At 70.2% G+C, this 11,826-nt stretch carries 11 protein-coding genes and 2 pseudogenes; 9 read left to right on the forward strand and 4 right to left on the reverse strand.

The features are described 5' to 3' along the window. Both OG978_RS33965 and OG978_RS33970 read left to right on the forward strand, forming a co-directional pair. On the forward strand, nucleotides 1-645 hold the full coding sequence (locus tag OG978_RS33965) for an amino acid ABC transporter permease (protein WP_326768890.1): 645 nt from the start codon (nucleotides 1-3) through the stop codon (nucleotides 643-645). Beyond that, nucleotides 642-1,514 carry an amino acid ABC transporter permease gene (locus tag OG978_RS33970; RefSeq protein ID WP_326768891.1) on the forward strand — a complete coding sequence of 291 codons (873 nt, stop codon included), beginning with the start codon at nucleotides 642-644 and terminating at the stop codon, nucleotides 1,512-1,514. The genes OG978_RS33965 and OG978_RS33970 overlap by 4 nt, the downstream gene beginning before the upstream one ends. Before the next feature lie 58 nt (nucleotides 1,515-1,572). Here OG978_RS33970 and OG978_RS33975 read toward each other — a convergent pair. Both OG978_RS33975 and OG978_RS33980 read right to left on the reverse strand, forming a co-directional pair. Further along, nucleotides 1,573-1,820, reverse strand: a pseudogene (locus tag OG978_RS33975) (acyl esterase); the annotation flags it as partial. After that, nucleotides 1,821-3,041, reverse strand: a complete 1,221-nt coding sequence (locus tag OG978_RS33980; RefSeq protein ID WP_326768892.1) for a L,D-transpeptidase — start codon at nucleotides 3,039-3,041, stop codon at nucleotides 1,821-1,823. A 225-nt stretch (nucleotides 3,042-3,266) separates the two neighbouring features. On the opposite strand from OG978_RS33980, the gene OG978_RS33985 reads away from it, so the two are divergent. From OG978_RS33985 to OG978_RS34000, 4 genes and pseudogenes are all read left to right on the forward strand, one after another. Continuing rightward, entirely contained in the window at nucleotides 3,267-4,430 is a 1,164-nt protein-coding gene (locus OG978_RS33985) for a lipid II:glycine glycyltransferase FemX (protein ID WP_326768893.1), read from the forward strand. Next, entirely contained in the window at nucleotides 4,427-6,091 is a 1,665-nt protein-coding gene (murJ, locus tag OG978_RS33990) for a murein biosynthesis integral membrane protein MurJ (protein WP_326768894.1), read from the forward strand. The genes OG978_RS33985 and murJ overlap by 4 nt, the downstream gene beginning before the upstream one ends. Nucleotides 6,092-6,118: 27 nt before the next feature. After that, nucleotides 6,119-6,415: pseudogene (locus OG978_RS33995) on the forward strand (ATP-binding protein); the annotation flags it as partial. Next, nucleotides 6,412-6,945: a hypothetical protein gene (locus tag OG978_RS34000; RefSeq protein ID WP_326768895.1), complete on the forward strand. Its 534-nt coding sequence runs from the start codon at nucleotides 6,412-6,414 to the stop codon at nucleotides 6,943-6,945. The pseudogene OG978_RS33995 and the gene OG978_RS34000, both read left to right, overlap by 4 nt. 52 nt (nucleotides 6,946-6,997) lie before the next feature. Here OG978_RS34000 and OG978_RS34005 read toward each other — a convergent pair whose 3' ends face one another. Next, a complete protein-coding gene (locus OG978_RS34005; protein WP_326768896.1) occupies nucleotides 6,998-7,741 on the reverse strand; it encodes a hypothetical protein in 744 nt (247 codons plus the stop codon). Nucleotides 7,742-7,845: 104 nt separating this feature from the next. Between OG978_RS34005 and ggt the strand changes: the two genes are divergently transcribed. Next, a complete protein-coding gene (ggt, locus tag OG978_RS34010; RefSeq protein WP_326768897.1) occupies nucleotides 7,846-9,666 on the forward strand; it encodes a gamma-glutamyltransferase in 1,821 nt (606 codons plus the stop codon). Between the two features lie 176 nt (nucleotides 9,667-9,842). Continuing rightward, entirely contained in the window at nucleotides 9,843-10,544 is a 702-nt protein-coding gene (locus tag OG978_RS34015) for a glycoside hydrolase family 75 protein (protein WP_326768898.1), read from the forward strand. 96 nt (nucleotides 10,545-10,640) lie between these two features. On the opposite strand, the gene map is transcribed toward OG978_RS34015, so the two are convergent. After that, complete coding sequence (gene map / locus OG978_RS34020; RefSeq protein WP_326768899.1) at nucleotides 10,641-11,408, reverse strand: type I methionyl aminopeptidase; 768 nt, start codon at nucleotides 11,406-11,408, stop codon at nucleotides 10,641-10,643. Nucleotides 11,409-11,449: 41 nt separating this feature from the next. On the opposite strand from map, the gene OG978_RS34025 reads away from it, so the two are divergent. Further along, the gene (locus OG978_RS34025) at nucleotides 11,450-11,719 is read left to right on the forward strand and encodes a helix-turn-helix domain-containing protein (RefSeq protein WP_326768900.1); all 270 of its coding nucleotides are present in this window, start codon (nucleotides 11,450-11,452) and stop codon (nucleotides 11,717-11,719) included. Nucleotides 11,720-11,826: the final 107 nt, after the last annotated feature.

Below are 11,826 nucleotides of genomic sequence, written 5' to 3' on the forward strand. Positions count from 1 at the left end.
ATGGACGTACTCACCGAGAATTTCTCGCTCTACGGCAAAGGTTTCCTGGGCACGGTCGAACTGACCGTCTACTCCTCGATCCTGGCCCTGCTCCTCGGCTTCTTCATGGCCTCCTGCCGGGTGGCCCCCGTCGGCTCGCTGCGTGTACTCGGCACGGTCTGGGTGACGGTGCTGCGCAACACCCCGCTGACCCTGCTCTTCTTCGCGGTCCTGCTCGGACTGCCGCGCTTCGGCCTGGTCCTCCCCTTCGAGGTCTTCGCGGTCCTCGCGCTCGGCTGCTACACCTCCGCGTTCATCTGCGAGGTGCTGCGCTCGGGCATCAACACCGTGCCGACGGGGCAGGGCGAGGCGGCCCGAAGCCTCGGCATGACGTTCGGCCAGACGCTGAACACCGTGGTGCTGCCCCAGGCATTCCGGTCGGTGATCCCGCCGGTCGGCTCCACGCTCATCGCCCTCGCCAAGAACTCCGCGATCGCCGGGGCGTTCAGCGTCACCGAGCTGCTCGGCACCTACAAGACCCTCAACGAGCTGGGCTACAGCATCATCTGGACCTTCGTCTGGATCGCCGTCGGCTACCTGATCATCACCCTGTCCATCAGTGCGCTCTTCAACGTGATGGAGAAGCGCTGGGGAGTCGCCCGATGACCACCCGCACCGCGCCGTCCGCCACGGCGCTCTACGACATCCCGGGCCCGGCGACCCGCAAGCGCCATCTCCTGTACGGGATCGTCTCGACGGCACTGATCCTCGCGCTGTTCGGCTGGGTCGTCTATCTGCTCTTCGACACCGATCAGTTCACCAGCGCCAAGTGGACCCCCTTCACGTACAAGGGCATCCAGGAACTGCTGCTGCGCGGACTGGGCAACACCCTCAAGGCGTTCGCGTACGCCGCGGTGCTCTCCCTCCTGCTCGGCGCGGTCCTCGCCGTCGGCCGGCTCTCCGATCACCGGGCCGTGCGCTGGATCGCGACGCTGCTCGTGGAGTTCTTCCGGGCCATGCCCGTACTGGTGATGATCTTCTTCATCTTCGTGGCGCTGAAGGTGCAGCCGCTGCCCGCCCTGGTCACCGGGCTGACCCTGTACAACGGCTCGGTGCTCGCCGAGGTGTTCCGTACCGGGATCGTCTCGGTGGAGCGCGGCCAGTCCGAGGCCGCGTACGCCCTGGGGCTGCGCAAGACGCAGGTCACCACGTTCGTACTGGCTCCGCAGGCGGTGCGCGCCATGCTGCCCACGATCATCAGCCAGCTGGTCGTGGCGCTGAAGGACACCTCGCTCGGCTATCTGATCACCTACGAGGAATTTCTCCACGCGGGCAAGCTCATCGCGTCCAACCTCGACTACGATCTTCCCTTCATCCCTGTGGTGATGGTGATCTCGCCGATCTACATCGGGATGTGCATGCTGCTCTCCTGGTTCGCGACCTGGGTGGCCAAGCGGGAACGGCGCAATCCGAAGACGAAGGCCGTGGAGATCGCACCGGCCGAACCAGGAACGCTGCTGCCGGGAGTGCAGTAGCCGGGCCCGCCGCGAGGCGGTCCCAGCAGAGCGGTGCCCGTCCGGCAGCAGCCGGTGATCACTTCTCGCACAACGGCACGGACACGTACGACGGGTCCGCCGGGGGCGAGGAGAAGGTCAGCTGCGATCCGGTCGGGTTGTGCTCGGTGTACAGCGGATCGACGATGTCGATCACCAGGTATAGGGGGCGTTGCTGACCAGCTTGCCGAGGCCGAGCGGCCCTTCGTCGTAGAGATACGTGACGAAGGTGCCGCTCTCCTTGTTGGCCGCGCCCGTCCGGCGACGGGCCTCCGGGCCGCCCGTCCGCTACAGCGCGCTCTTCGCCTGCCAGTCGGCCCACGACACGTTCCACGCCCCGTACCCGTTGCCCTCCGCGACCGTGCCCTTGGCGTCCGCACCGGTGATCTCGAACGGGTCGCCGACCCGCACCTGCTGGTACAGCGCGCCGGCGTTGGCGTCGCTCATCCCGACACAGCCCGAACTGTGGTTGGCCACCCCGAAGTAGGCCGCGTTCCACGGCGCCGCGTGGGCGTACATCCCCGACCAGGTCAGCCGCATCGACGAATCGACCATCTTGTCGTAGGCGTCGCCGAGGCCGACCGTCTCGGAGCGCATGTTGATCGTGCCCTCCTTGGCCATCAGCACGGCGGTGCCGCGCCAGGACGCCTTCTCGCCGCCGGGGGTGCCGGCCGACATCGGCACGTCCATGACGGTCTTCCCGTCCCGCTTCAGCGCCAGCCGGTGGCGGTCGAGGTCGACCTTGACCACCTGGTCGGCGCCGATCGTGAAGGTGGTCAGGTAGTCGCGTACGAACCAGCCGCCGGACGGGCCCGAGTCGATGCCGTTGAGATCGGCGTCGAGGGTGACCTTCGTACCGGACTTCCAGTACTCCTTGGGCCGCCAGTCGACGCGGTCCTTGCCGGAGTAGTCCTGCAGCCAGCCCCAGGAGCCCTCGGTGTTGTTCGAGGTGGAGACCTTCAGGGCCTTCTCGACCGCCGCCTTGTCCTTCACCGGGTTGTCGAAGACGATCGACAGCGGCTGGGCGACACCGACCGTGGTGTTCTTGCCGGGGGCCAGGGTCAGCTTGTTGACCTTGTCGGCGGTGGCGGTGGTGAAGCCGGCCTTGCCGCTGCCGCCCTCGGTGGTCCTCACCTCGACGCCGTACGTGGTGCCGGGCGCGGCCGGCCGGTCCGACGTCCACGTCCTGCCGTCGGCGGATATCCGGCCGGTGAGCGCCTCGCCCCCGTCCGCGCTCACCGTGACCGCCTTCAGCTTCCCGGTGCCGAGCGTCACCTTCACCGGCGTCCCCGGGGCGGCCTGGCTGCCCCGGAGGTTCACCGAGATCCTGGCGTCGGAGGCCGGCGCGGCCGCCTGCCCCTTGCCCGATTCCGAATCCGAGTCCGACGCGGTGGCGCCGGAACAGGCGGTGAGCATGGCACCGAGCACCGCGGTACCGGCGACCAGGGTGAGCCGGACCGGGCGGCCGAGCGGAGCGGTACGGCGTACGGGCCGGCGTGCAGCGATCAACGGAAAAACCTCCAAGGCATTGCTTCTCGTCGATGGAGAGGCGTTCACCCGACGATAGGTTCCCCAAATCGGCCGAAAACCGGGAAATGCCCTGTGTGACATGTACCGCAGCACAACGGTCATCGTCCGGTCACATACGCCGCTCGGCACCGTCACGGACCGCTGTGAGCATCCTGTGCGGCTCCGCAGAACCGACAGCGGGGCGGACCAGGGAGGGCCACGAACATGTCAGCGCTGCTCGCGACCGGAGACCGCCGCCATGGCCGGGAACCACGGACACACGGCCTGACCGCCGCCGAGCACCGGGCGTTCCTGGCCACCCGCCCGGGGGCGAGCTTTCTGCAGTATCCGTCCTGGGCCGGGGTGAAGGACCGATGGACCTCCGAGACGGTCGGCTGGCACAGCGAGTCCGGTGAACTGACCGGAGCCGCCCTGGTGCTCTACCGGCAATTCCCGGGAACCCGCAAATACTTCGCCTATCTGCCCGAGGGCCCGGTTGCCGACTGGGCCGACCCGGACATCGACGGCTGGCTCGGACCGCTCATGGCGCATCTGCGCAGGGCCGGTGCCTTCGCCGTACGGATCGGTCCCTCACCGGCGTACCGCCGCTGGGACACCGGCCGTCTCAAGGCGGCCACCGGGCCGGGCCGGAAGGTCTCCGACGTGCTGGCGAGCGAGGTGGACCCGCTCGGCGCGGCCGTCACCGAACGGCTCCGGGCCCGCGGCTGGCGCCGCTGCGGCGGCGACGGAGAGGACGCCGACGCACAGCCGCGCCATGTCTTCCACGTGCCGCTCGCCGGACGGACGCCCGCCGAACTGTGGTCCGGGCTCAATCAGGAATGGCGCCGCAACGTGCGCAGGGCCGAGAAGGCCGGGGTACGGATCGTGATCGGCGGCGAGTCCGAACTCCCGGAGTTCCACCGGCTGCTGCGGATCACCGAGGAACGCGACGGCTTCCGGCTCGGCCGCTCCCTCGCCTACTACCAGCGGCAGTACGCCGTGCTCAACGCCGAACAGCCCGGCCGGATGAGGCTCTACCTCGCCGTCCACCAGGGCGAGATCCTGGCAGCCCACACCATGATCAGCACCGGCCGACGGGTCTGGTACCAGACCGGAGCCTCCGCCGACCACCGCCGCGAGGTCCGCCCCAGCAACGCGCTGCAGTGGCGGATGATGCTCGATGCCCACGGGCTCGGTGCCGATGTGCATGACATGCGCGGGGTACCCTCCACCCTTGACCCCGACGACCGCCCCTTCGGGCTGCTCCGCTGGAAGCTCGGCACCGGCGGCCAGGTCGTCGAGACGCTCGGAGAGTGGGAGACATCGGTGGGCGGAGCCGCGAACAACACGCTGTACCGGGCGTTCCAGGCGTACCTGGCACGCCGGTGACCGCCACCGAAGCGACCACCACACAGGTCGCGGACCGCGAACCCCGCTCGGTGCTGCGCAACGGCGCCGTCATGGCGGCCGGCTCCATCGTCTCCCGGGCGACCGGCTTCATACGCTCGGCGGTCGTCGTCGCCGCGCTCGGCACCGGACTCCAGGCCGACGGGTACAACGTCGCCAACACCGTGCCCAACATCCTCTACACACTGCTCATCGGCGGCGCCCTCAACGCCGTCTTCGTCCCCGAACTGGTGCGCGCGGCGAAGGACCACGCCGACGGCGGAGCCGCGTACACCGACCGGCTGCTCACTGTCTGCACCGTCGGCCTCCTCGCCCTCACCGGCCTCACGGTCCTCGCCGCCCCGTGGATCGTCTCGGTCTACGCCCCCGGCTACCACCACGCACAGGCCGAACTCACCGTCGCCCTGGCCCGCTACTGCCTGCCGCAGGTCCTCTTCTACGGACTGTTCACCCTCCTCGGGCAAGTACTGAATGCCCGGGGCCGGTTCGGCGCGATGATGTGGACCCCGGTCCTCAACAACGTGGTCGTCATCGCCGTGTTCGGGATCTACCTCGGCATCGCGGCGGGCTCCGACGGCACGCTCACCCAGGCGCAGGCCCAGTGGCTCGGCTGGGGCACTACGGCCGGGATCGCCGTCCAGACGCTCGCCCTGGTGCCCGCGCTGCGCGCCGCGAAGTTCCGCTGGCGGCCCCGGTTCGACTGGCGGGGCAGCGGCCTCACCCGGCCGCTGCGCGCGGCCGGCTGGCTGGTCACGCTCGTGCTGACCAACCAGATCGCCTACTGGGTGGTGACCCGGCTCTCCACCACCATCGGCCAGCGCGCCGAGGACATGGAACTGGCGGGCGGCGCCGGCTACACCGCGTACAGCTACGCCTTTCAGCTGTGGGTGGTCCCGCACGGCATCGTGACCGTCTCGCTCGTCACCGCGCTGATGCCCCGGATGAGCCGGGCGGCGGCCGACAACGACCTGCCGGGCCTGCGGCGCGACGTCTCGTACGCCCTGCGCACCTCGGCCGCGGTCGTGGTGCCCGCGGTGGCCCTGCTGTTCGCGCTGGCACCGTGGGTGATGGGAGCGGTGTACGGATACGGGCTCACGGACGACGCGGACATCGCCGTGATGGCGGGCATGATGATGGCGTTCGCGCCCGGACTCATCGCCTACTCGGGGCAGTACGTGCTCTCCCGCGCGTTCTACGCGATGAGTGACACCCGCACGCCGTTCTTCCTCAATCTGGTGATCGCGGCGCTCAACGCCGGGCTCTCGGTCGCCGCGTATCTGCTGCTGCCGGTCCGCTGGGCCGTGACGGGAATGGCCGGCGCCTACTCCGTGGCGCTGTTCGCCGGCTTCGCGGCCACCGCGTACGTGCTGCACCGCAGGCTCGTCCGGGGCGGCGCCGCCGGGACCTCACCGGTGCGTTCGCCCACGCTGTGGGCGCAGCTCCGGCTGGTGGCGGCGGTCGTGCCCGCCGGGCTGCTGGGGTACCTGGCCGCCCGCGGCTGCGCGGAGCTCGGGGACTTCGCGGCGGTGGGCGCGGGCTCCCTCGTGCTCCTGTTCACGGTGGCGCTGCTGGCCCGGCCGCTCCGGCTGCGGGAGGTCGGCGCCGTGATCGCGGCGGGGCGTGGGCGGCTGCGGCGGGCGTGACCCGCCGGGCACCACCTGTCCGCTCACCTGCGGCACGGAGCGGAGCCCGTCACGGTACGGCTGCGGACCGAGCGGAGGGGGGCGGAGGACCGGCTGGTGACCGAGGTCGCGGACAGCGGTCCGGGTATCGACCCCGCCGTGCTGCCCCATGTCTTCGACCGCTTCTACAAGGCCGACGCCGCCCGCACCCGGTCGGCCGGCAGCGGGCTCGGACTGGCGATCACCCAGGAGAACGTACGGCTGCACGGCGGCACCGTGCGCGCCGCGGGCGGGCCCGGGGGCGGCGCGGTGTTCACCGTGGAACTGCCGCTGGAGGGACCGTGAGAGGCGTACGTGCCCTCGGCGCCCTGTTGCCCCTCGTCCTGCTGGCAACCGGGTGCGGGATACGGGCCACGGATGTCGTCGAGGTCGGTGACCCGGCGACCGTCGAGGTGGCGCCGGGCCGCGAACAGGGCACGCTGCTCTACTTCGTGTCCTCGTCGTCCGCGAGCCGGCTGATGCCCGTCGTACGGCCCAACGAGGTGCCGTTGGAGGGAAGTTCCTCGGACAGCGGTACGGAAGTGGCGTGGCGAGGGGCCGACAGGGCGGTCGCGCTGCTCTTCGAAGGGCCGAGCAAGAGCGAGGCCGCGACCGATCTGCGCACGGAACTTCCGTACCTCCGCGTCGAGTTGACCATCACTGTGGGCCCGAACGGCGTCTGGGTCCGGCTGAACGCACCCGTCACCACACTCTCCGAGGTCGCCCGCCAGCAGCTGATCTGCACCGCCGCACAGGCCCGCACCGCGGACCGGGGCGAGGCGGTGAAGGTGACCGGCACCGACGGTGTCATCGGGCCGGCCCACTGCTCCGTGTGACCGGAGCGCGTTCCGTTCTCCGCCTCCTGTCCGACCCCGCGCGGCAGGGAACTCAGCCCGTCGCCCGGTGCGAGTTGCGCGGCGCCGGTGCGGGGGTCTGCGCGGCGCGGGTCACGTCGGCGACGAGCTCCACCACGTCGGGGCCGTACGCCTGCGAGTTGATCACCTTCAGCAGCAGGCAGAAGGTGCTGTCGCCGTGCTTGCGGGCCAGCTTCTCGTGGTTGCGGGCCAGGTAGCGGGAGGCCGCCTGATTGGTGATCGCCTGCTGCCCGCAGAACAGGAACACCGGCCGGGCATCCTGACCGGTCGTCAGCCGCGCGAGCACCACGTACTCGGCGACCCCCTTCTCGACCCGGTAGCGCTCCGAACCGATCTGGAAGGCGTTGCGGTCCGGACCGGGTTCGGGATCGGTGTTCACCTTCACACCGGGCAGCAGCGAATGGAGATGGGCCGCCATCCGCCGGTTGGAGACCGGCCCGCCGACACAGAACTCGGTGCGCTCACCGATCCCCTGCTGCGCGATGTCGTGGGAGAGGATCTGCGCGTGTGCCGAGCAGTCCTTGATGAGTGCGGAGAGTTCCAGCAGGGCGAAGACGTCGTGGCGGTGGACGGAGCCGTCGCCGCTCGCGTCGCGGTTGACGACGAGAAGGCACTCGGAATTGCCCGGCAGCCCGAAGAACGCCTGCTTGCGGCGGAGCTTGCGGCGCCAGAGACAGGTGCGGGCGATCCAGCCCAGCGAGGCGCTGATGCCGGCGGCTATCACGCCCAGCACGATATTGCGTACGTCGTCAGTCATGGGCGGGCATGTTAGCGGGCATCCGGACTCGGCTTCCCGGCGGACCTGACGGGGCGGGCGGCGCGGCGTTACCCTGCGCGGACGATCCAGCACTGGAGGTGCGCATGCGACGTTCCGTTGCGCGGAATGTGTCGTTGTCGGCTGTTCTCGCCGCTGTCGTGACGGTCGGGGCGGCGGCCCCGTCCTCGTCCGCGCCACCGTCGGCGGCACCGTTGGCGGCGCTGCCCAAGTCACCTGTCGCGGTGGGCTACGGAGGGGCGGTCGCCAGTGTCGACGCGGACGCGTCGGCCGCCGGTATCGAGGTGCTCCGCAGGGGCGGCAACGCGGTGGACGCCGCGGTGGCGACCGCGGCGGCGCTCGGTGTGACGGAGCCCTACTCGGCAGGGCTCGGCGGAGGCGGCTACTTCGTCTACTACGACGCCAAGAGGCATACCGTGGAGACGATCGACGGCCGGGAGACCGCGCCGCGCAGCGCGGACTCCTCGCTGTTCCTGGAGAACGGCAAACCGCTCGCCTTCGACGAGGCCGTCACCAGCGGACTGGCCGTGGGCACGCCGGGCACCCCGGCCACCTGGGACGCCGCGCTCGACACCTGGGGCAGCAAGTCGCTGCGGCAGGTGCTGAAACCGGCCGAGCGGCTGGCCACGGACGGCTTCGTCGTCGACAGCACGTTCCGCTCGCAGACCGAGGGCAACCAGGCCAGGTTCGCCGACTTCCCGGCGACCAAAAAGCTCTTCCTGCCGGGCGGTCAACTGCCCGTGGTCGGCTCCGTGTTCAAGAACCCCGACCTTGCGCGCACCTACGAACAGGTGGGCCGCAAGGGCGTCGACGAGTTGTACCGGGGCGAGCTGGCCGACGACGTCGTACGGACCGTCCGCAATCCGCCCGTCGACCCGAAGTCCACCCGGGTGGTGCGGCCCGGCGACCTCACCGCGAAGGACCTGCGGTCCTACCGGGCGCTGCGACAGGCTCCCACGAAGGCCCGCTACCGCGGCCTCGACGTGTACGGCATGGCGCCCTCCTCGTCCGGCGGCACGAGCGTCGGCGAGGCGCTCAACATCCTTGAGTCCACGGACCTTTCGAAGGCGAGCGAGGCGCGGTATCTGCACCGCTACATCGAGGCGAGCCGGATCGCCTTTGCGGACCGCGGGCGTTGGGTGGGTGACCCGGCGTTCGAGGACGTGCCGACGCGGGAGCTGCTCGGTCAGCGGTTCGCCGATGCGCGGGAATGCCTGATCAAGGACGACGCGGTGCTGACCAGCCCGCTGGCGCCGGGCGACCCGAGGCACCCGGCCGACTGCGAGGCCGGTGGAACGGCCGCCCCCACGACGTACGAGGGGGAGAACACCACCCATCTGACCGCGGCCGACAAGTGGGGCAACGTCGTCGCGTACACCCTGACGATCGAGCAGACCGGCGGCAGCGGCATCACCGTGCCGGGGCGTGGCTTCCTGCTCAACAACGAGCTGACGGACTTCTCGTTCGCGCCCGCCAACCCCGCGGTCCACGACCCGAACCTGCCCGGTCCGGGCAAGCGCCCGCGCTCGTCCATCTCGCCGACGATCGTGCTGAAGCACGGCGAGCCGGTGCTGGCCCTGGGCTCGCCCGGTGGTGCCACGATCATCACGACCGTGCTTCAGTCGCTCATCGGCACGGTCGACCGGGGGCTCCCGCTGGTCGACGCCATTGCGGCGCCGCGCGCCAGCCAGCGCAACTCGGCGACGACGGAGCTCGAACCGGGGCTGTGGAACAGCCCGGTCCGGGCGGAACTGGAGTCGCTGGGGCACGCCTTCAAGCTCAACCCGGAGATCGGCGCGGCGACGGGTGTGCAGCGACTGCCGGACGGGCGTTGGCTGGCGGCCGCGGAGAAGGTGCGCCGGGGCGGGGGCTCGGCGATGGTCGTGACGCCGAGCGGCCGCCCGTGACGGTGGGCGGCCTCCGGCCGCGATCGATGACGATGCGTCAATAGCGTTCCGTACGGGGCTGGTTCCTTGTGTTCATTAACGAGGAACCAGCCCCATGGTCTTGACGGAGGCATCCGCCCGGGGCCATGTTGTGCGCGTCGGTAAGGAAGGTTTCCTAATGGAAGGGCACCCCCACTGTGCGTACCAGAACGCTCGCCCTCGCCGCCGCTTCCGGCGCCGCCCTGCTCGCGGCCGTCACCCTGACCCCGGCCGCCCACGCCGGTCCGGTCCGGGCCGGAGCGGACCTCAAGGAGGGCTCCGTCAGCGCGGCCGATCTGCTGGCCAAGGTCACCTCGTGTTCGCAGATATCCAACGGCAAGTACCGTACGGACGAGGAGACTTCGGCAACCATCCCGGTCTGCGGCAAGAACGGCGCCGTGTTCTGGAAGGCCGACATGGACATCGACTGCGACGGCGAGATCACCACCGCCTGCAACGAGGACACCGACCCGTGGTTCCAGAACGGGACGGCGTTCGAGACCTCCGCCGGAAAGCCCCTGAACGCCGAGAAACTGCCGTACGTCGTCGTCCCGAGCGTCAGCAGCATCTGGAACTTCGGCGATGCCGGAATCAAGGGCGGTGGCGTCGTCGCCGTCATCTACAACAACAAGGTCGAGTACGCGGTCGTCGGCGATACCGGCCCCAACAGGATCATCGGTGAGGCCTCGTACGCCACCGCCGAGGCCCTCGGTATCGACCCCGATCCGGAGACCGGTGGCGCGGAATCCGGCGTCACCTACATCCTGTTCAAGAACTCCAAGGTGTCGCCGATCGAGAGCCACAGTGCCGCCGTCACCGCCGGCGACGCCCTCGCCAAGCAGTTCATCCAGAACAACTAGGGCCGCTCGTTCGGCTCATGCCGGGCTCGCGTGCCCCGGTCCCTGATCCGGCCTGATCCAAACCAAAGACCCTGGGGCCGGACGGACCCCAGGGCGTCACAGCGCGGTCAGGATGCGCGGGCCGTCGTCGGTGATCGCCACCGTGTGCTCGGCGTGCGCGGCACGGCTGCCGTCGGACGTGCGCAGTGTCCAGCCGTCCCGGTCCGGATGGAAGGCGTCCTTGCCGCTGCCGATCAGCATCGGCTCGATCGCCAGCACCATCCCGTGCCGCAACGGCATGCCGCGGCCCGGTCGTCCCTCGTTGGGGACGGCCGGGTCCTCGTGCATCGACCGGCCCACGCCGTGGCCCCCGAACCCTTCCGGAATGCCGTACCCCGCGTTGCGGCAGACCGTGCCGATCGCATGCGCGATGTCGCCGATCCGATTGCCGACGACCGCCGCAGCGATGCCCGCCGCCAGCGCCTCGAAGGCCGTCTCGACCAGGCGGGTGTCGGCGGGCCGGGCGCGGCCGACGGTGAAACTGATCGCCGAGTCGCCGGCCCAGCCGCCCAGCGTCGCGCCCGCGTCGATGCTCACCAGATCGCCGTCGCGCAGCCGCTGGTCGGTCGGGATGCCGTGCACGATCGCGTCATTGACCGACGCGCAGATCACGGCGGGGAAGGGGGTGGGCGCGAAATGCGGCCGGTAGTTCAGGAAGGGTGACCCGGCGCCGGCGTCACGCAGGACCCCGCGGGCCACCTCGTCCAGTTCGCGCAGGGAGATGCCGACCTTCGCGGCCTCCCGCACGGCGGTCAGAAGTTGCGCCACGACCCGGCCGGTCTCGCGCATGGCTTCGATGGATGTGTCTGTCTTGAGCTGCACCATGCCAATTACTATACCGGTCTCAGTGGTATTAGAATGACGGCATGGTACGAACCCCCCTGACCCCGGAAGAGCGCCGTCGCGGCGAACGCCTCGGAGTGCTGCTCCGTGAGGCGCGCGGCGGACGCAGCATGGTCGAGATCGCGGCGAGCGCCGGAATCTCCGCCGAGACGCTGCGCAAGATCGAGACGGGCCGCGCCCCCACCCCCGCCTTCTTCACGGTCGCGGCGCTGGCCGGGGCGCTCGGACTGTCGATGGACGAGATCCTCACCCGCTGCGCCCCGGAGCCGGACGTGGTGCCGCTGGCCGGGTAGGGTCTGACTGCATTCCCCGTCGCCGCGCTTCGACCGCATCGTGGTCGAAAAGCGCGCGTAGCCGTGCCGTAACACGGCTGATGTCCAATGCCTGCGGACTGGAAGGC

The organism is Streptomyces sp. NBC_01591, assembly GCF_035918155.1.
Taxonomy (GTDB): Bacteria; Actinomycetota; Actinomycetes; order Streptomycetales; family Streptomycetaceae; genus Streptomyces.

Bases quoted from the DNA above. Each gene is read 5' to 3' on its own strand.
- OG978_RS34005 (WP_326768896.1), bottom strand. From the start codon at position 7,741: ATGACTGACGACGTACGCAATATCGTGCTGGGCGTGATAGCCGCCGGC.
- OG978_RS34025 (WP_326768900.1), top strand. From the start codon at position 11,450: ATGGTACGAACCCCCCTGACCCCGGAAGAGCGCCGTCGCGGCGAACGC.
- OG978_RS33970 (WP_326768891.1), top strand. From the start codon at position 642: ATGACCACCCGCACCGCGCCGTCCGCCACGGCGCTCTACGACATCCCG.
- ggt (WP_326768897.1), top strand. From the start codon at position 7,846: ATGCGACGTTCCGTTGCGCGGAATGTGTCGTTGTCGGCTGTTCTCGCC.
- OG978_RS33985 (WP_326768893.1), top strand. From the start codon at position 3,267: ATGTCAGCGCTGCTCGCGACCGGAGACCGCCGCCATGGCCGGGAACCA.
- map (WP_326768899.1), bottom strand. From the start codon at position 11,408: ATGGTGCAGCTCAAGACAGACACATCCATCGAAGCCATGCGCGAGACC.
- OG978_RS33965 (WP_326768890.1), top strand. From the start codon at position 1: ATGGACGTACTCACCGAGAATTTCTCGCTCTACGGCAAAGGTTTCCTG.